This is a genomic window from Streptococcus toyakuensis, assembly GCF_024346585.1.
GTDB lineage: Bacteria > Bacillota > Bacilli > Lactobacillales > Streptococcaceae > Streptococcus > Streptococcus toyakuensis.
This window is the reverse complement of sequence record NZ_AP024523.1, coordinates 509795-528068: the sequence shown is the minus strand read 5'-3', so window position 1 is coordinate 528068 and position 18274 is coordinate 509795. Positions and strand designations below refer to the sequence as shown.

Genomic DNA, 18274 nt, shown 5'->3' with positions numbered 1-18274 from the left:
TTTGGAAATTTTCAGGATAAAATTCTATAAAAACGGTAGTGTTTATTTGAAACATTTTTTCTAAAGGTATATAATATCAATATAGTTCTAATAAGTTATTTATTCCCTAATTTGAACTAATTTTTACAACTTTGCTGTTCTTTTATGAACGTTTGAATGGTATCGTGGATACCAAGGAGGAATCATATGTCTAAAATTGCCATTGTCACAGGTGCAGGTCAAGGAATCGGTTTTGCAATCGCAAAACGATTGGTTCAAGATGGCTTTAAGGTAGGAGTCTTAGACTACAATCCCGAAACAGCCAAAAAGGCTGTTGCCGAATTATCAGCTGAAAATGCCTTTGCTGTCGTAGCTGATGTTTCGAAACAGGCAGAAGTTGCCCAAGCATTTCAAAAAGTTGTTGACCATTTTGGTGATTTGAATGTTGTCGTAAATAATGCTGGTGTTGCTCCAACTACTCCTCTTGATACAATTACTGAGGAACAATTTACACGTACTTTCGGTATCAACGTTGGTGGTGTCATTTGGGGTTCACAAGCTGCACAAGCGCAATTTAAAGCACTTGGCCACGGAGGTAAAATTATCAACGCAACCTCTCAAGCCGGTGTAGTCGGTAACCCAAATCTAACTGTTTATGGTGGAACCAAATTTGCTGTTCGTGGAATTACGCAAACATTAGCACGTGATTTAGCAGACTCAGGAATCACTGTTAACGCCTACGCACCAGGTATTGTGAAAACACCAATGATGTACGACATCGCTCATGAAGTTGGTAAAAATGCAGGAAAAGATGACGAGTGGGGTATGCAGACATTTGCAAAAGATATTACTCTAAAACGTCTATCTGAACCAAAAGATGTGGCTGCAGCCGTCAGCTTCCTTGCAGGACCAGATTCAAACTACATTACAGGACAAACCATTATCGTTGATGGTGGTATGCAATTCCATTAAGATACACAAAAAGAGGTTGAAAAATGATTCAACCTCTTTTATTAGTTTTCATTATTAGTTAGGAGGATACAATAGAAACTCTTTCAAAAAGTAATATTAGCTTATCCCTAGTATTGAAAAGACTGGATAGCGTCTTTCAAGTCATCTTGTAAACTATTTCTCTGGTCAAGTTGAACATAGACTTCCAACAGACAGGACTTAAAGTTTGAAAATTTGTAAAAATCCTCCCTTTCTTCTATCGGAAAATCAACAGCTTTTATCCAAGAAGCTACTTGCTCTTGCTCCAACTTCCCTTGTAAAATAGGTTCATAGATCACTCTTGCTAAACGCCAATCCTCATCATCTGTAAAGCGAATCGAAACTCTTTTAAATAGTTGGCCAAGTATATCAAATACTTCATGAACTCTGTTTTTAGGAAAGTCTGGATGACAAACTACCTCTGTCAGTAAATCGGCTCCATGTGCAAAAGCATGAACCCAACCATACTGACTTGAAAAACCCGTTGTATCCTTTTCTTTTGAAAGATAGTGCAAGCCTTGATTTAAAAGGACATTACGAATTTCTACTTTTAATCTCTGATAGAAAATCGATTGCTGGTTGGCATCAGCAGACAAGAGATTTGCATAAATAAGCGCCCTAAAAGAACGTTCAAGGGTTGACAAGCCTACCTTATCAATCTCTTTATCTAACCCTCCATCAGATGAAATCCCTTCAGCAATGAAATGAAATTGTTCCTGTGTAAATAGCTCTTCCTGAATCCCTCTAGCAAAGCTTGTAAAAACAAGGTCATCGCGAATTTCTGGAGAAGAATCTCCCAAATGATCAAGCAACCATTGGATTTCTTCCTGGTTATAACTTGGTTTTTCTCCTGTTATTTTTCTAAGTAACTCTTGATACATGGTCAATACCTCTACATTTCTAGCAACTTGATATAATCTAGACCCCATTTCTCGACAGCATCTAAAACAACTCTGAATTCCTGCCCCATTTCGGTTAAGCTGTACTCAACTCGTGGTGGAACTTCGGCATAGACCTTTCGTTGAACAATCTTATCCTTTTCTAATTGACGGAGATGACGAGTCAAAATAGTTTGAGTAATCCCAGGCAATAATCTCTGCAATTCTTTAAATCGTTTGGTACCCGTACTCAACTGATAAATGATTACCAGTGCCCATTTCCCCGTTAAAACCCTCTGCGTTGTCGCAAATGGACAAATACCATACTCACTCACTTTATTTGTCATAAAATATCTTCTTTCTATTTTTTAAAAAAAATTTATCTTTTAGTATCAATAATAGTACTACTTTTGATACTAGCTATCAAAAAAGTCTCTACTTGTTTTTTTGTTTGTAACTGTTACAATTATATCATAAAAAAGAAATGGAGAATAGATATGTCAACAAACTTAGAAATTTTCAACGCTTATAACCAAGCTTTAATTGCTGGTGACTTTCCTGGTGTCTTTGAAACGATGGCAGACGATATTGTCTGGCATCAACCTGGTACTCATAGTATATCTGGTACAGTTGTTGGTAAGGACAAGCTAGGAACTCACCTAGCTACATTTGCTGAGAAAACTAATGGAACCTTTAAGGTGGTAACAAATTGGGTTTCTGACAATGAGGATTTAATCGCAGCCAATGTTACTTTTCTTGGAACACGTGCTGATGGTACTGAACTCAATATGAACGGGATTGACCTCTTCCGCATTGAAGACGGAAAAATCAAAGAAGTTTGGCTCTTCTCTTCAGATCAAACTGAAGAAGATAGCTTTTGGGGATAATTTAAGAGGCCAGGACAAAAAATTTTGATTTTAGGAATTCTTTATTATAAATTTTTAAAATCGATAGATTAGAAAAAAAGCGAACAAGACAGAATTCTGAGTTTCAGATAACTCGTTTTGTTCGCTTTTTATATTTAAGGTTAGACTTTTGTTCCAGACTCTTTTAATTTACTCTCCCAACTGGGCACTGTAGGCGATGATCTGATCAACTGTGTCAGACAAGAATTGGATGGTATCACGGAGTGGTTTATCTGTTGAAATATCAGCACCGATAATCATAGCTGACTCAAGTGGTGTCTTGCTACCACCTGATTTGAGGAGATTGAGCCAATCTTCAGCTCCAGTTTCTGAATGTTTCAGATGAAGGTAACCTGCAGTCGAAATCACAAGTCCAGCTGAGTAGGTGTAACTATACAAGCCCATATAATAGTGAGCTTGGCGCATCCAAGTCAAAGCTGCATCGTCGTCGATTTCAATGGCATCGCCCCAAAAATCTGTCAAAACTTCCTTCATAATGCTGTTGAGCTTGCTTGCTCCAAAGGTCTCCCCTTCTTCAATCAGTGTATAAACCTTGCGCTGGAAGGCTGCTTCTAATAGGTGAGTGATAAAATTATGGAAATATGTATCTGTCAAACGGTGAGCCAAAGCGAAGCGTTTTTGACGTGGGTCGTCAGATTGGTGCTCCAAGTAGTCACTGAGGAGTAATTCATTGAAGGTTGACGGTGCTTCAACATAGTAGGTCGACATGTGGGCATTAAAGTAGCTTTGGTGATTGTCTGAAAAGATGAATTGACCAGAATGCCCGATTTCATGAATCAAGGTATAGACATCGCTCAAACGGCCTGTCCAGCTCATGAGAACATAAGGATGCACGCGATATGGATCCGCCGCATAACCGCCGGAATCCTTGCCACTGTTAGCAGCAAAGTCCACCCAGCGCTCTTCTTGATAGCGAGCAACTTCCTGACAATATTCTTGCCCCAAAGGTTCTACCGATTTCATGACCAAGTCATAGGCGTCGTCAATAGTCACTTGAGGATTGAGGGCGCTGTCCAAATCCAATTTCCAGTCTGCAAAGGTCATCTTTTCAAGACCATTTACCTTGGCAACATGCTTGAGGTATCTCTGAGCGACTGGTGCAAAGTCCTTCATGATGAGGTCAATCTGGCGGTCAAACATGACACGGTCCACTTCTTGTTCAGCTAGAAGATAGTCAAAGACAGAGTCGTATCCCTTCATATCAGCCAAGAGTTTTTCAGACTTGACCTGAGCCAGATAGGCTGCTGCAGCCGTATTTTGGTGCTTACGAAGTCCCTCTGAGAAGGAACGGAAGGATTTCTCACGAACCTCAGCATCCTCGTGATTTTGGTAGAAATTCTCATAGGTCACAAAGCTGTTTTTATAGGTCTTGCCATGGGCTTCAAAGTCAGCCATTTCAAAATCCCCAGCTCGCATCTTAGTGTAAATATCCTGCGGACTGTAAAAAACTTCACCGAGATTGGTCAAGGCCTTCTCCACATCTGCCCCTAAGTAGTGGGCTTTTTTGATTTTAGCCTGACGAATGGCAGCTGTTAAATGTGGCAATTTACCCAAACGGTCCAAGACTTCCTCATCTGCTGCCACCAAGGCATCGTCAAAGAAGGTCAAGGCTACGCTGGCATCTGTTTCAAATTCCATCCCAGCTTGGGCAATATTGGCAAATTCGTCATTGCTATAGTCCGTCGTCTGAGGCATAAAAGCATAGTTGCCAATATGGCTCATCTGAATGTAGATTTGCTCCAATTCCGCAAAGGCCTTCTCGAAATCCTCAAAAGTATGAAGATTACCCTTGTAGTCACGGCTAAATTGGTTGATGTCTTCACGAGCTTTCTCGATTGCACGCAAGAAATCCTCACGGTCTTGGTATAGGGCTGTTAAGTCCCAGAGTTCCTTCTCTGGAAATTCTGAACGGTGTTTTTGTTCCATTTTCTTCCTCTTATTTCTCTAATTCTAATAAAACACTAAGGGCTGATAAGGCGTAAAGCGGTGCTGTTTCTGCTCGCAAAATACGAGGACCAAGACCTGCCAAGACTGCTCCCTTAGCTTCAAAACTTTCGATTTCTGCAGGTGACAGACCACCTTCTGGACCAAAGATAAAGAGCAATTTGGCTCCCTTCTCGAGTCCATTAACTGCTTGTAAAAGCGCAGCGGCTTCTCCTTCTTTGGCCGACTCTTCATAAGCCACTACGATAGAGTCAAATTGGTCCAGTTGAGCTAGAAAGTCTGATTTTTTCTCGAAAAGTGTGACACTTGGTACTAGATTACGCTTGCTTTGTTCTGCTGCTCCAAGGGCAATTTTTTCTAGTTTTTCAATCTTTTTACCCAATTTCTTGCCATCCCATTTGGCGACCGACCAATCGGCAGGGAAGGACCAAATCTGGCTGGCGCCCAGTTCAGTTACTTTTTGAGTGATAAACTCGAGCTTGTCGCCCTTGGGAAAGCCAGATGCGATGGTCACCTGGATTGGTAATTCCACGTTGTCAGCTAACTTTTCAACCAACTCAAACTGACGATTTTCAACATCCAAGACGCGCGCCAAATGCTTGATACCATCATCAAAGACTAAGGTCACTTCATCATCTTCTTTCAAGCGCATAACCTGAAACATATGCTTGCTGGTTTCCTTGTCCTCGATGGTGACAGGAGAGATAGCACTGCCTTTGACAAAATACTGTTGCATGCTAGCCTCCAATCACACCGGAAATATCCTTGGTTTTCTTAAAGACACAGGCATTCCATTCCCCTTGAACCATGTGAGTTTCGAGGAAAAATCCAGCTGACTCAGCCGACTCGCGCACCATGTCCCACTTGTCCTTGATAATCCCACTCATGATCAGGTAGCCTTCATCCTTAACCAAACGATAAGCATCATCCGTCAGATGAACGAGGATATCCGCCAAGATATTAGCCACAATCACATCTGCCTCAATCTCAACTCCCTTAAGCAAGTCTCCTGCTGCTACATGGATGTTTTCCATACCAGGGTTTAGCTCAATATTTTCCTGAGCGACTCGAACTGCCACATCATCTAGGTCATATGCAAAGATTTCCTTGGCACCAAGCAGCGAGCTGGCAATAGAGAGAACCCCTGAACCAGTCCCCACATCCAGCACTGTTTCCCCACCACGAAGAACCTGTTCCAAGGCAAAAAGGCTCATCTTGGTCGTCGGATGGGTCCCTGTTCCAAAGGCCATACCAGGATCCAGCTTGATAATCTTTTCTCCAGCAGTAGCCTCATAGTCTGTCCAAGACGGCACGATAGTCAAGTCATGAGTAATTCGAGCTGGTTCATAGTACTTCTTCCAGTTGTCTGCCCAGTCTTCCTCAGCCAATGCAGTCGTCCCCATCTTGACCTCACCCAAATCCATAAAATCTGTCAATTCTGCTAGGCGAGCCTGCAAGTCCGACTCAACCACTGCTACATCCACCGTGTCAGGGTAGTAGGCTGTCACAACGATTTCTTCTTGCTGCTCTACCTCTGGGAAAATCTCACCAAAACGATCCACATTTCCCACATAGTCCATGCTGTCTTCGATTGCTACCCCTTGGGCACCTAGTTCAATCAAGAGATTGGAAACCAATTCCTCCCCCTCACGCTTCACTGTAACTTTTAACTCTTGCCATGTTTCCATCATTAAGATACCAAGCCCGTAAAACACAAATCCAAAATAGGAAATTCTCTGAAGACGCTTGTGTCTAAGAGAAGTTTATCTTTTTGGCACAGTGTTTAGGGCGGGTTCAGTTTAGAAATGTAACCGAACCATCCTTTCTATTTGTCAATCAATTTTTTCATGTAAACCATATCCATACCTTCTTTTTCAGGCTCGATATGAGTTTGATGGTAGCCGTTCTTCTCATAGAAAGCAACCATACCTTCATCCTGTAATACCGTACACAAATTCCACTGTCTAACGGTTGGAAATTCCTCTCCTAGCAAGCGCAATCCCTCAGAGCCATAACCTTTTCCTTGATACTGGGGCAAAATCGCTGCCGTTCCCAACCAAGCCTCCGTCAACTCTTCATTGGTCTGAACTCGTAAAAATCCGATTTTTTCGTCCTTTTCTTTCACAAAGTAGTAATAGCTATTGGGACGCTCGACTAGTTTCCACTTAATTCGTTCACTGTCCTCCAGATAAGGATCGTATTCATCTTGGTATTTATCATAAACAGCCTTAAAACTAGCTCTTTGAATTGCAATTACGGTTTCTAAATCCTCTGCCCCTGCTCGTTCAAGTCTAATCATACTCTTCCTCCAAATAATCCCTCAATCTCTCCTGCAACTGAGGGACAACTTGACTGGATGTCAAAAATTCCTCAATGTTCATCAGTTTATAGGCTTGTCCTTCATCTCCAAAGGTGATATTGTCAAACTGTTCTTGACTTAGCTGACCAACCATAAAGACAGAGTGCCGACCATCATAGAGCATACTTGGGTAAACCTTGCTCCAAAGCAGACAATCCTCAGTCAGATAAACACCAAGTTCTTCATAAACTTCACGCGCCACGCACTCAAAAGGACTTTCATCACCTTCGCGTCCACCGCCTGGAAGTTCCCACATATTGGGCCAGGGAATGCTTGCCTTATCATCGCGTAAGATAGTCAAGAGCCTATCCCCACAAAACAAAGCAATCTTACAGCCTGTGAAATCAAAAATCTCTATTTCCATATTAGACTCCTTCGGTTAATTCCTTTTCCAGCTCGGCTAACCAATTTTGATAATAGCTTTTCTCATCCCGTAACATCCGGCTGCTATTCATTTTCTGTCTAGCAATCTTCATAGCCTTGTGAGTTTGAACTACATCTTTCCTTACCTTAAATTGATACCAAGCTTGAATGATCTGCATATCTGCTGTTTTTAGAGATAAAAAGGATTTAACCCCTCGAATACTTGCATATTCTTCCGCTTTCTTATTATCTCCTTCTATCAGAACAATTTGAAGAAGGTATAATTGAGAAATAGTTTTAGACATTGGATTATCTGTTTTCTCTAGCACAGACTGAAACTCTTGCTTTGCAAGCTCTATATTATCATCCAATATGAATACCAACCCCTGAAGAGTCTGAACACTTTCTGCAAAACTCCCTCTCACCTCCTCATCAACAGACATGACAAAGTCTTTTAAATCATATTCTTGAGGAGCTAGCAAGGTCTGGGCAGAATGCCTCAACATCAGGTAGGCATATTTCGTATTTTCAGGGTGTTGTAGCAATTCCCAAATTTTTGCGCCATCGGTGATGCCGACTGGCAAAATGTTATTTAGGAAGAAAGACAAATTAAGAAAAATCCAAGTCCCTGCAAAATACCAGCTTCTTGTCAAAAATACAAACAATATCGCCAATAATATCAAGCTGAGATGAACCATCAAGCCTCCTGAAAGCATCAAGATGATTCTTTGATCGCTTTCATCCTCTTTTAAACCAATGTATTGAGCACCAACATTTTTCAGAATGGCTGTTCTACTAAGATGAAACCTGCCTGACTTTTTGGTCAAAATAAAATGTCCTAATCCAAAAGCCACCAGCCGATAGCCTGTCAAGTAACCACAAAAAGCATGTCCCAGCTCATGAAGAATAAAGATTAAATATATACTTAGAAGAGCGAAGGCATAACCAAAAGTAAAGACTAAAACTGCGGAATACCCCAACTCTGCAAATGCGATTGTTCCACAAGCAAAAGCCAGCATAATACAGACAATAGCTAGCACATAAACCAAATAAATCCCAATTTTCTTCATAAAATCTCCATCCAACTCCTAGTATCTCGGATAAGGATAAAACTCTCCCTCTTCCAAGCCGACTTTTCCTTCTTCAAAGACTTCTTGGTTCCATTCCATGACAAATTCTTCTGCCTCTGGGTCTTCCAAAAAGTCCATAAGGGCATCTAGTCCAACCTCTGCAGTGTCTTTGAGGAATAGAGCAAAATAAGCTAGAAATTCGCGAGAAAAGCCTTTTTTAGGCAAGTAAGGGATGACCGTCAAATAGTCTTCCTCATTGACGGTTGATTTGGCAGGATTGTAGAAAAGAACTGCTTCTTCAAAGAGAATGTCATCTGACGAAACCTCTCCGTCTTCATCTACCATCTCCACACCTGCAGCATTTTGCGCTTCCAATAGAAAACTCACTTCAACTGCGTGGTTGCGTTTGTCCCAACTAATCTCAAAGTCAAAGGGAAAGTTCTTCTCCAACTCTTCCTCTAAAACATCTAAAAATCCATATGTTGCCATTTTGTCCTCTTTCTATCTATGCGACTCTTAAATCGCCCCGATTGCTCGGAAATATGCTAAAATAGATACTACCATCTTACCACATATACATCAGAAAATCCACGTTAGAAAGGACTGCTATGCTAGACAATCTCGCGCTTCGCATGCGCCCTAAAACCATCGACCAGGTAATCGGTCAGGAGCATCTGGTCGGACCTGGAAAAATCATCCGCCGCATGGTGGAAGCCAACCGCCTGTCCTCCATGATTCTATATGGCCCTCCGGGAATCGGCAAAACCAGTATTGCCTCTGCCATCGCTGGAACGACCAAGTATGCCTTTCGAACTTTCAATGCGACAGTTGATAGTAAAAAGCGACTGCAAGAAATTGCGGAAGAGGCGAAATTCTCTGGTGGTCTCGTCCTATTACTAGACGAGATTCATAGACTAGATAAAACCAAGCAAGACTTCCTCTTGCCTCTCTTGGAAAGTGGACTGGTCATCATGATTGGGGCTACGACTGAAAATCCTTTCTTTTCTGTCACTCCAGCCATTCGTAGCCGTGTTCAAATTTTTGAGTTGGAACCTCTGTCTAACCAAGACGTCAAAGAGGCTCTTCAGATAGCTCTAAGTAACCCTGAGCGTGGTTTTGATTTTCCAGTAGAACTAGATGAGGATGCGCTGGATTTCATCGCAACCTCTACAAACGGAGACCTGCGCTCTGCCTTTAACTCACTAGATTTGGCAGTTCTCTCTACCCCTGAAAATGACAAGGGCATTCGCCATATCACCCTAGACATCATGGAAAATAGCCTGCAGCGGAGCTACATCACTATGGATAAGGATGGAGATGGTCACTATGATGTTCTCTCAGCCCTGCAAAAGTCTATCCGTGACTCAGATGTGGATGCCAGTCTCCACTATGCTGCCCGCTTGATTGAGGCTGGTGATTTGCCCAGTCTCGCTCGTCGCTTGACTGTTATCGCCTATGAAGATATCGGCTTAGCCAATCCTGAAGCCCAGATTCACACCGTGACTGCTCTGGATGCCGCTCAAAAGATTGGTTTCCCAGAAGCCCGCATTCTCATTGCCAATGTCGTCATTGATTTGTCACTTTCTCCAAAATCCAACTCAGCCTATGTAGCTATGGATAAGGCACTTGCTGACCTCAAAACATCAGGTCATTTGCCCATTCCACGACACCTGCGTGATGGGCACTACAGTGGAAGCAAGGAACTGGGGAATGCCCAAGACTATCTCTATCCACACAACTATCCTGGAAATTGGGTCAAGCAAGACTATCTGCCAGAAAAAATTCGTAATCATCACTATTTCCAAGCAGAAGATACTGGTAAATATGAACGGGCTTTGGCTCAAAGAAAGGAAGCTATCGACCATTTGCGAAAAATCTGAAATCCTTTTCAAAAAATTGCACTTTCCTCTTGATTTTTTTTGAAAAAGTGGTATCATATAAACATAGAAACGCTGTGGTGTACGACTTCACACTTAAGTGTTGACCGACTATTTTTTGTATTATTAGGGAAACAAAAGTCTTCTAACAGCATGTAGGCCGTCTCACACGGAAACAGCTTCAGTTAGAGCGAGTTGCCCACCTGCTTAATTGCGCGGGTTCAATACAAACCGTGAAGTTTCGGCACCAATACAGCTTTTTTATTTGCCTCCTTAGCTCAGCTGGCAGAGCAGCGGACTCTTAATCCGTGGGTCACAGGTTCGATCCCTGTAGGGGGCATCTAAATACAACAGGAAAAGCCTTGGAACCAAGGTTTTTTTGCTTAAATAAAATTTTTTTCAAATTCTTTAGAAAACTAGCTTAAATCATAATCCAACACCAATTTTACAAATACTATAAACTAAGCTTATATACCCAAAACACAAAAAGTTCTCTTTCCATTTTGCTAGAAAGAGAACTTTTTCTTTAGGAGAAATAACTTAATTTTTAATCGATTCGTGATAGCTTAGCTGGCACTGTTAAGTAATAAGTTGCAGTCAAGCTTGCTTCGCCTTGATTGACAAAAATCTCGATGGAATTTTTATCTAAAATAACATCCAATTCTTTAGCTTCAATATCTACATACCGTCGACTAGTGTCCTGTTCTTCTTCACCTAAAATCTTTTGGGCAAGATGGCTACGATCAATGTAAACTTGCTGCGCATTACTGTCATAACCAAATTCAAGATAATCTGTATCATTTCCTAAGTGGTAATGACAATCTTTATCTATTTGGATTTGATATTGGCCTTTTTTAACAGGGAATTGTCTTAGTTTGCCATCTTCCAACCTTAGAATTCTAGGTAAAGTCATGGCACATGCCCACTTGTGTTCTTGGTCATGGGTTGGAAGGGTACGCCCCCATGTCTGCATCCAAGCAATCAGGATACGACGATTTTGATCGTCCAAGAATGTTTGAGGCGCATAGAAGTCTTGCCCATGATCAATTTCTTGAACTGATTCTGGGATAAAACGTTTTTCTCCCCAATCTACCTTACCCGTAAACAAAACCGATGAGTTGATGTTATGATATGAGTCTCCCTCACGCTGATAACGCATGGGTGACATAATAAGGCAATCCTTCCCATCTAACTCAAAGTAATCTGGGCATTCCCACATAAAGCCTTGGTGTTCTACCCCTTTTAAAAAGATGGATTCGAACCGCCATTCTACTAGGTTATCGGATCCTAGTAGAACGATACAGCCCACATTATCCTTGTGTTTGGCAGCTACTACGGAGTAATAGCGTCCATCTTTTTCAAAGAGTTTTGGATCACGGAAATCAGCAGCAATCACCTCAGCTGGCAAGTCTGCACCTGTCGCAACTGGATTTTGGGAAATCTTTTCAAAGTGAATACCGTCGTCTGAAAATGCCATATTTTGCACTTGACGGACACCGGATTCTTCTTCGATATGTCCAGTATACATGAGCCAGAGGCGATCGTCTTTAACGATAGCTGACCCTGAGAAACAACCATTGCGGTCGTAGTCTTGGTCAGGAGCAAGTGCCACTGGCAAGTGCTCCCAAGTCACCAAGTCCTTACTTTTAGCATGGCCCCAGTGCATTGGCCCCCAAACGCTATCATAAGGATAAAACTGATAAAAGAGATGGTATTCCCCACGAAAATAGACGAATCCATTCGGATCATTGATCCAGCCAATCTCAGCAGAGAAGTGATCCTCAGGTTTATATTGAGTATTAACCAGATGTTTATTTTCTGCTATAAAATGATTGGCTTTTTCTACTGTAAATGTTTTATTTATCATAAGTATATCCTATTTTATTCCAGTTCCGGAACCACCCAGACCTTGAACAATATATTTCTGAGCGACTACATAGACCAAAATCAACGGAATCGTTGAAATAGTTAATACAGCCATTACCTGATTGATATAAACTGGTTGAGTTGTATTAATAGTTGTAATTGCAACCTGCATTGAAAATTTAGAAGAATCTGTCAAAACCATCAATGGCCAAATATAATCATTCCAGCTTGAAATAAATGATAAAACACCAACTGTAGCAACTGCAGGTTTAGACATTGGAAGCATAATTCTAAAGAAAATTCTAACGATACTTGCTCCATCCATCTTTGCAGACTCAAGAATCTCTTCTGGAATTGCAATAAAGAAATTCCTAAATAAGTAAATATTAAATACACTCGCCAATCCTGGAATAATAACTGCAAGACGATTATTGACCAAACCTAAGGAATTGATAATGGTAAATTGTGGAATTAATACAGTTTCTACTGGAATAATAAGTAAAGCAAGTAAGAAACCAAATAAAATTTTCTTACCTGAAAAATTGACTTTTGCAAAAGCGAAACCGGCCAGTGCATTGACAATAATAGAACCAATAGCAAACGTTCCAGCATAAAAAATGCTGTTCCCTAGATATGTAAAAATACTAAAGCGCTCAAATACTTCCTGATAAGGTTTAAACCAATCAGCGGGATTTAAACTTGGTAAGAAGGCTTGCCAACTAGTCAAATTTTTATAAACATCCGCTTCTGGCTTCATAGCTGAAACTACTATCCAAACCATAGGAAAAAGGAAGAGTCCTGCCAATAGGGTTAACAGAATATATTCTAAGATTGTTGTTGGTTTAAATCGTTTCATCTTAGTCATCCTCCTTCAGAACGCGACGTTGTACTAAGCTAATCATACCAATTAACGTTGTAAATACTAAAGCGATTGAGCTAGAATATCCTACAAGACGATCAGTAAAACCTTGTTGATAAATATAGTACACCATAGTAATTGTTGAGTTTAATGGCCCACCTTGCGTCATAACCATTGGTTGTACAATCAGCTTAAAAGCAGAAATTAAAGTTGTTAACAATACAAACAGGGCTGTTGGTTTTAGTAGGGGCATCGTGATATAACGAAACTGAGCCCATTTTGAGAATCCATCTAATTCAGCAGCTTCATAGACATCTTGTGGAATATTCTGCATTCCTCCTAAAAATAAAAGCATCTGATAACCTGCACCCTGCCAAGCAGAAACAAAAACAATTGCATACATAGCTTGTTTAGGACTAGTCAAGAAAGGTTGAGAAGCAATACCTACCTTATTTAAAATAGCATTTAATAAGCCACTATTTGGATTTGAAAGATAAAGCCAAAGAATAGAAATAACTACCAAGGACATGACAACTGGAGCAAAAAAAGCCACTTTAAAAAACATATTTGAACTGCACCCCAAAAGTTAGACAGAAAAAATCTAACTTTTGGGGTGTTTTTATTATGAAATTAACTTATGATGATAAAGTTCAGATCTATGAACTTAGAAAACAAGGCTATAGCTTGGAGAAGCTTTCAAATAAATTTGGGATAAACAATTCTAATATTAGGTACATGATTAAATTGATTGATCGTTACGGAATAGAGTTCGTCAAAAAAGGGAAAAATCGTTACTATTCTCCTGATTTAAAACAAGAAATGATTCATAAAGTCTTACATGAAGGCTGGACTAAAGATAGAGTTTCTCTCGAATATGCTCTCCCAAATCGTGGTATGCTTCCAAATTGGATGGCACAATACAAGAAAAACGGGTATACTATTGTTGAGAAAACAAAAGGGAGACCATCTAAAATGGGACGTAAACCAAAGAAGAAACCCGAAGAGATGACAGAGTTAGAACGACTTCAAGCAGAAAACGAGTATCTGAGAGCGGAGAATGCTGTCCTAAAAAAGTTGAGAGAACTCCGCTTGAAGGAGGAAAAAGAGAAAGAAGAAAGACAGAAATTGTTCAAGAATTAATCACTGATTTTTCGTTAGATATTCTTCTAAAAACCATTAAACTCGCTCGTTCGACCTACTACTATCATTTGAAACAGCTAGACAAACCAGATAAGGATCAAAAGCTTAAAGCTGAAATTCAAGCTATTTTTACCGAACAAAAAGGAAATTACGGATATCGTCGAATCCATTTAGAATTAAGAAATCGTGGTTATGTGGTCAATCATAAAAGAGTTCAACGCTTGATGAAAGTGCTCAATTTACAAGCTAGAATCCGCAAGAAACGCAAGTATTCTTCTCATAAAGGAGATGTTGGCAAGAAAGCAGACAACCTTATTCAACGCCAATTTGAAGCAGCTAAACCAATGGAAAAGTGTTATACGGACGTGACAGAATTTGCCATTCCAGCAAGCGCTCAAAAGCTTTACTTATCACCAGTTTTAGATGGCTTTAATAGCGAAATTATCGCCTATAATCTTTCAACTTCACCCAACTTAGAACAAGTAAAAACAATGTTGGAACAAGCATTCACAGAGAAGCGCTACGAGAATACGATTCTCCATAGTGACCAAGGCTGGCAATATCAACACGATTCTTATCATCAGTTTCTAGAGGGTAAGGGAATTCAAGCATCCATGTCACGTAAAGGTAACAGCCCAGACAACGGCATGATGGAATCTTTCTTTGGCATTCTGAAATCGGAGATGTTTTATGGTTATGAGAAGTCATTTCAGTCGCTTAAGCAATTGGAACAAGCCATTGTAGACTATATTGATTACTACAACAATAAACGAATTAAGGTAAAACTAAAAGGACTTAGCCCTGTGCAATACAGAACTAAATCCTTTGGATAAATTAATTGTCTAACTTTTTGGGGTCAGTACAATTCCCTTTGCGCTTTTTATTAACAATCAAAGCCATTCCTAAGGCCGCTCCCAATTGAACTGGAATAATCCAAACAACAAATTTCAAAGTATTCAAGAAGCTCTTTAAGAAAATCGGATCTTTTGTTAATCGAATAAAATTTTCAAGTCCAACAAATTTTCTTTCATCTGGTGTCAACAAATAATAATCTGTAAAAGCATAATAAATGACCATTCCAACTGGAATTACTAAAAAGATACCTAATAAAATTAAAGCTGGAGCTAAAAAACTATAACCTAGTATGTTATCCTTTATTTTTTCACGTCTTTTTGTATCCACAACAGTTTCTTTACTCATATCCATCTCCTTTAATCATTATATATCAAACTAGGCTATTAACAAGAAAGGGGAAGGTAGTTCCAAACATTTTCCTTCCACCTTCTTTTTTACAGATTATTTGAGTGACTGATCAATAGCAGTTTGCATTTCTTTTGTACGAGTATCCAAGACTTTTTGCACATTTGGATTTTCTTCATAATAGCTGATATCTTGCATCGCTTGTTGAAAAGCTCTAGAAACCTGAGGATATGCTACGACAACTGGGCGAGCATGAGCTGTTTTTGAATTTTGTTCCATCAAGAAACGCATTGGTTCGGACACTTTATCTTTGATATTTTCAATTGTAGATTTACGAATCGGAAGGACCGAATTCCCCAAGCTAATAATTTCACTTGATTCTGTATTTGTAGCAAATTTAACAAATTCAGATGCTGCCTCTTTTTTATCAGATTTTGTCGTAACAGCTAATTGCCAACTACCTGAAGGGGATACTAATTTTTTCGTCTTACTAGATACTGGGTAAGGAAGGATACCAAAATCAATATCTTTGTAGTTTGTATTCATGTCAGCAATCGTCCAAGAACCACTCAAAAGCATTGGATACTCTCCTGTTTCAAAACCTTTTTCGACTGGACTAACAGTTGTATAACCTTCTTTTACAAGATTTTGAATGAATTGAACTGCTTCTACACTCTCTTTTGAGTTGAAGTATCCTTCTGCCTTTGTTCCATCTTCGTTTACGACAGAACCATTATTTGACCAAATCAACGGCATATAAGCATATGGTAACATTTCATCGTTTGAATTAATACGAAAATCAATTGCCGGTTTGTTATAATGATCTTTCAATTTTTTAGCAATCGTATTAAATTCATCCCATGTCCATGGCTTTTCTAGCGTTGGAAGCTCTGATTCCGCAATTCCGGCCTCTTTGAACATTTTTTTGTTGTAATAAACACCAACATTCGATTCAGAAAATCCAAATGCATAGAATTTGCCATCATAAGTTCCTTGTTGTTTAATACTGTCCAAAACATCATCCATATTATTATCTTTTAGATAATCATCTAGCGGAGTAATCACTTTAGATTTTGCATAAGCTGCCGTATTTGGTCCATCAAGGGTAATAACATCTGGAAGACTATTAGTCGTGATAGCAGCATTAACCTTGTCTTCATATCCTCCACCACTACCACTACGAGGAATATACTCAGTTACAACTTTGTACTTACTTTTTCCTGATTGATTAAAGTTGTCAACAACTTTTTGCCAAGCTTTTCCTTCATTGGTTTCGTCAGAGAATTGTACCCAGACTTTAATATCATTTGAAGAACTCGCTTGTTTTGAGTTAGTTCCTCCACTACAACCTGCAAGTATAGCTAACGATAGCCCCGCAACAACAGATAACATTGTACCTTTACGCATTATTTTCCTCCTTTTTGAAACGTTTCATTTTTTATTTATTTTTTAAACAAGCCTCTAGCCTGTTTTTGAAACGTTTCATTTGTTGATTATATTATAACAGCGCTTTCATTAATTGTCAAGCGCTTTTTTAATTTTTTTTGTTGTTTTATCTCCCCAAAAATATGTGGGAATTACGATTCGTTTTTCTAGAATCTCTTCCCGCTTAATCATTTTCAGTATCATTGCAACAGATTCTTTTGCCATCATACCAATATCTTGAACTATTGTAGACACTAGATAAGATTGATCGACAGAAGTTTTTAAACCATCAAACCCAATTATCTGGTAATCATCAGGTGCTATTTTCCCCAGTTCTTTCATAACACTAATAACTCTCAGAGCCATCATATCATTTATTGTAAATATACCATCAATTTCTTTATGAGATTGCAAAAAAATTCTTATCTGATCTTCAGGATTTATTAAAGGTTCTTTCATTTCAAAATTATAGACATCTACTCCTAATTCCTTAGCTTTTTCTCTGAATCCTTTACTTCTGAGTATAGTCTCATTCTCATACATATTAATTGAACCAATAAAAGCAAGGTGCTTATTATCCCTTCTAACCAGTTCCTCTGCTGCAGTTTGTCCTCCTTTGTAATTTGCTGAAGTAACATAGCATACATTTTCCGAAAAATGTCTATCTATACTTACAAACGGTAAATCAGATAAAATATATTTGTCAATATCAGAATATGTAATACCAATAATTCCATCCACTTTATTTTGTTTCAACATTTCGATATATTCGATTTCATTTTGTGAATCGCTATCAGCGTTACAAATAAATAATTTATAATTATATTTTAATAACTCTTTCTCAACATGATAGGCAAACTCCGAGAAAAACGGATGCCATATGCTCGGAATAATCAAAGCGATAGTTTCTGTTCTATTCTTTTTCATACCTCGAGCATAATTATCAGGGATATAGTCCAATGTTTTTATAGCCCTTTGAACTTTCCTTAAGGTTACTTCTTTAATGCCTTTTTCTTTATTAATCACACGTGAAACTGTTCCAACACTAACTCCTGCTTCTAAAGCAACATCTTTCATGGTAATTGATTTTCTTTGTTCTACCATCTTATCACCTCCTTTCAATATATAGTATCATGCAAACGCTTTTTTAGCAACTATTTCTCAATCATTTTTGTCCAGACCCTTTTTCCCATCATGAATAAAATCACTCCAATTAGCTTTTGAAAATACTTCAATTTTCATATGTAAACATCTACATAAAACAGGAAAAGCCTTGGAATCAAGGTTTTTTTCGTATCTTCTACAAAAAAAGCAAGAGTTTTAGAGGACTATGACTCTAGATGTACATTTTGCTTAAATGATTGAAGGTCTTTTCTTAATAAAAACACCCCAAAAATT

At 39.2% G+C, this 18274-nt stretch carries 17 protein-coding genes, 1 tRNA gene and 2 pseudogenes; 5 read left to right on the top strand and 15 right to left on the bottom strand.

Going from position 1 to position 18274, the window contains the following annotated elements:
* The first annotated feature begins 186 nt into the window (after positions 1 to 186).
* Positions 187 to 951 carry a (S)-acetoin forming diacetyl reductase gene (locus tag STYK_RS02875; protein ID WP_261805193.1) on the top strand — a complete coding sequence of 255 codons (765 nt, stop codon included), beginning with the start codon at positions 187 to 189 and terminating at the stop codon, positions 949 to 951.
* A gap of 107 nt (positions 952 to 1058) precedes the next feature.
* Here the strand turns inward: STYK_RS02875 and STYK_RS02870 are convergent, their stop codons facing one another.
* Both STYK_RS02870 and STYK_RS02865 read right to left on the bottom strand, forming a co-directional pair.
* Positions 1059 to 1850, bottom strand: coding sequence for a DUF2785 domain-containing protein (locus tag STYK_RS02870; RefSeq protein WP_045611099.1), 792 nt, complete (start codon positions 1848 to 1850; stop codon positions 1059 to 1061).
* 11 nt (positions 1851 to 1861) lie between these two features.
* Positions 1862 to 2194 (bottom strand): winged helix-turn-helix transcriptional regulator, encoded by a 333-nt coding sequence (locus tag STYK_RS02865; protein ID WP_000182730.1) that lies wholly within the window; start codon positions 2192 to 2194, stop codon positions 1862 to 1864.
* A gap of 150 nt (positions 2195 to 2344) precedes the next feature.
* Between STYK_RS02865 and STYK_RS02860 the strand changes: the two genes are divergently transcribed.
* Positions 2345 to 2734, top strand: coding sequence for a nuclear transport factor 2 family protein (locus STYK_RS02860; protein WP_261805192.1), 390 nt, complete (start codon positions 2345 to 2347; stop codon positions 2732 to 2734).
* Positions 2735 to 2902: 168 nt separating this feature from the next.
* Here STYK_RS02860 and pepF read toward each other — a convergent pair whose 3' ends face one another.
* The 7 genes from pepF to STYK_RS02825 form a co-directional block, all read right to left on the bottom strand.
* Positions 2903 to 4699, bottom strand: coding sequence for an oligoendopeptidase F (gene pepF / locus STYK_RS02855; RefSeq protein WP_261805191.1), 1797 nt, complete (start codon positions 4697 to 4699; stop codon positions 2903 to 2905).
* Positions 4700 to 4709: 10 nt separating this feature from the next.
* On the bottom strand, positions 4710 to 5453 hold the full coding sequence (locus STYK_RS02850; protein ID WP_247939726.1) for a 16S rRNA (uracil(1498)-N(3))-methyltransferase: 744 nt from the start codon (positions 5451 to 5453) through the stop codon (positions 4710 to 4712).
* A gap of 1 nt (position 5454) precedes the next feature.
* The gene (gene prmA / locus STYK_RS02845) at positions 5455 to 6405 is read right to left on the bottom strand and encodes a 50S ribosomal protein L11 methyltransferase (RefSeq protein WP_315972281.1); all 951 of its coding nucleotides are present in this window, start codon (positions 6403 to 6405) and stop codon (positions 5455 to 5457) included.
* A 137-nt stretch (positions 6406 to 6542) separates the two neighbouring features.
* Entirely contained in the window at positions 6543 to 7016 is a 474-nt protein-coding gene (locus STYK_RS02840) for a GNAT family N-acetyltransferase (RefSeq protein WP_173213089.1), read from the bottom strand.
* A complete protein-coding gene (locus tag STYK_RS02835) occupies positions 7009 to 7440 on the bottom strand; it encodes an NUDIX hydrolase (RefSeq protein ID WP_173213090.1) in 432 nt (143 codons plus the stop codon). The genes STYK_RS02840 and STYK_RS02835 overlap by 8 nt, the downstream gene beginning before the upstream one ends.
* 1 nt (position 7441) lies before the next feature.
* Positions 7442 to 8509 carry a M50 family metallopeptidase gene (locus STYK_RS02830; RefSeq protein ID WP_173213091.1) on the bottom strand — a complete coding sequence of 356 codons (1068 nt, stop codon included), beginning with the start codon at positions 8507 to 8509 and terminating at the stop codon, positions 7442 to 7444.
* An 18-nt stretch (positions 8510 to 8527) separates the two neighbouring features.
* Positions 8528 to 8998, bottom strand: coding sequence for a DUF3013 family protein (locus STYK_RS02825; protein ID WP_000257122.1), 471 nt, complete (start codon positions 8996 to 8998; stop codon positions 8528 to 8530).
* Positions 8999 to 9117: 119 nt separating this feature from the next.
* On the opposite strand from STYK_RS02825, the gene STYK_RS02820 reads away from it, so the two are divergent.
* Complete coding sequence (locus tag STYK_RS02820) at positions 9118 to 10389, top strand: replication-associated recombination protein A (protein ID WP_261805189.1); 1272 nt, start codon at positions 9118 to 9120, stop codon at positions 10387 to 10389.
* Between the two features lie 264 nt (positions 10390 to 10653).
* Positions 10654 to 10726, top strand: a tRNA-Lys gene (locus STYK_RS02815).
* 207 nt (positions 10727 to 10933) lie between these two features.
* Here STYK_RS02815 and STYK_RS02810 read toward each other — a convergent pair.
* The 3 genes and pseudogenes from STYK_RS02810 to STYK_RS02800 form a co-directional block, all read right to left on the bottom strand.
* Positions 10934 to 12253: a glycoside hydrolase family 32 protein gene (locus STYK_RS02810; protein WP_261805188.1), complete on the bottom strand. Its 1320-nt coding sequence runs from the start codon at positions 12251 to 12253 to the stop codon at positions 10934 to 10936.
* A gap of 9 nt (positions 12254 to 12262) precedes the next feature.
* Entirely contained in the window at positions 12263 to 13108 is an 846-nt protein-coding gene (locus STYK_RS02805; RefSeq protein WP_261805187.1) for a carbohydrate ABC transporter permease, read from the bottom strand.
* 1 nt (position 13109) lies between these two features.
* Positions 13110 to 13679 (bottom strand): annotated as a pseudogene (locus tag STYK_RS02800) (carbohydrate ABC transporter permease); the annotation flags it as partial.
* 56 nt (positions 13680 to 13735) lie between these two features.
* On the opposite strand from STYK_RS02800, the gene STYK_RS02795 reads away from it, so the two are divergent.
* Positions 13736 to 15084 (top strand): IS3 family transposase gene (locus tag STYK_RS02795; RefSeq protein ID WP_261804640.1). Its coding sequence is split into 2 segments (ribosomal slippage): positions 13736 to 14177 and positions 14177 to 15084, totalling 1350 coding nucleotides; the frame shifts between segments, so codons are not numbered across the junction.
* A 31-nt stretch (positions 15085 to 15115) separates the two neighbouring features.
* Here STYK_RS02795 and STYK_RS02790 read toward each other — a convergent pair.
* From STYK_RS02790 to STYK_RS02780, 3 genes and pseudogenes are all read right to left on the bottom strand, one after another.
* A pseudogene (locus tag STYK_RS02790) lies at positions 15116 to 15451 on the bottom strand (carbohydrate ABC transporter permease); the annotation flags it as partial.
* 96 nt (positions 15452 to 15547) lie between these two features.
* Complete coding sequence (locus STYK_RS02785; RefSeq protein ID WP_060628702.1) at positions 15548 to 16858, bottom strand: ABC transporter substrate-binding protein; 1311 nt, start codon at positions 16856 to 16858, stop codon at positions 15548 to 15550.
* 108 nt (positions 16859 to 16966) lie between these two features.
* Complete coding sequence (locus tag STYK_RS02780; RefSeq protein WP_223336293.1) at positions 16967 to 17980, bottom strand: LacI family DNA-binding transcriptional regulator; 1014 nt, start codon at positions 17978 to 17980, stop codon at positions 16967 to 16969.
* Between the last annotated feature and the right edge of the window lie 294 nt (positions 17981 to 18274).

What these genes read in the sequence shown, in the direction of transcription:
- STYK_RS02875 (WP_261805193.1), top strand. Translation starts at nt 187, where the DNA reads ATGTCTAAAATTGCCATTGTCACAGGTGCAGGTCAAGGAATCGGTTTT.
- STYK_RS02870 (WP_045611099.1), bottom strand. Translation starts at nt 1,850, where the DNA reads ATGTATCAAGAGTTACTTAGAAAAATAACAGGAGAAAAACCAAGTTAT.
- STYK_RS02865 (WP_000182730.1), bottom strand. Translation starts at nt 2,194, where the DNA reads ATGACAAATAAAGTGAGTGAGTATGGTATTTGTCCATTTGCGACAACG.
- STYK_RS02860 (WP_261805192.1), top strand. Translation starts at nt 2,345, where the DNA reads ATGTCAACAAACTTAGAAATTTTCAACGCTTATAACCAAGCTTTAATT.
- pepF (WP_261805191.1), bottom strand. Translation starts at nt 4,699, where the DNA reads ATGGAACAAAAACACCGTTCAGAATTTCCAGAGAAGGAACTCTGGGAC.
- STYK_RS02850 (WP_247939726.1), bottom strand. Translation starts at nt 5,453, where the DNA reads ATGCAACAGTATTTTGTCAAAGGCAGTGCTATCTCTCCTGTCACCATC.
- prmA (WP_315972281.1), bottom strand. Translation starts at nt 6,405, where the DNA reads ATGGAAACATGGCAAGAGTTAAAAGTTACAGTGAAGCGTGAGGGGGAG.
- STYK_RS02840 (WP_173213089.1), bottom strand. Translation starts at nt 7,016, where the DNA reads ATGATTAGACTTGAACGAGCAGGGGCAGAGGATTTAGAAACCGTAATT.
- STYK_RS02835 (WP_173213090.1), bottom strand. Translation starts at nt 7,440, where the DNA reads ATGGAAATAGAGATTTTTGATTTCACAGGCTGTAAGATTGCTTTGTTT.
- STYK_RS02830 (WP_173213091.1), bottom strand. Translation starts at nt 8,509, where the DNA reads ATGAAGAAAATTGGGATTTATTTGGTTTATGTGCTAGCTATTGTCTGT.
- STYK_RS02825 (WP_000257122.1), bottom strand. Translation starts at nt 8,998, where the DNA reads ATGGCAACATATGGATTTTTAGATGTTTTAGAGGAAGAGTTGGAGAAG.
- STYK_RS02820 (WP_261805189.1), top strand. Translation starts at nt 9,118, where the DNA reads ATGCTAGACAATCTCGCGCTTCGCATGCGCCCTAAAACCATCGACCAG.
- STYK_RS02810 (WP_261805188.1), bottom strand. Translation starts at nt 12,253, where the DNA reads ATGATAAATAAAACATTTACAGTAGAAAAAGCCAATCATTTTATAGCA.
- STYK_RS02805 (WP_261805187.1), bottom strand. Translation starts at nt 13,108, where the DNA reads ATGAAACGATTTAAACCAACAACAATCTTAGAATATATTCTGTTAACC.
- STYK_RS02785 (WP_060628702.1), bottom strand. Translation starts at nt 16,858, where the DNA reads ATGCGTAAAGGTACAATGTTATCTGTTGTTGCGGGGCTATCGTTAGCT.
- STYK_RS02780 (WP_223336293.1), bottom strand. Translation starts at nt 17,980, where the DNA reads ATGGTAGAACAAAGAAAATCAATTACCATGAAAGATGTTGCTTTAGAA.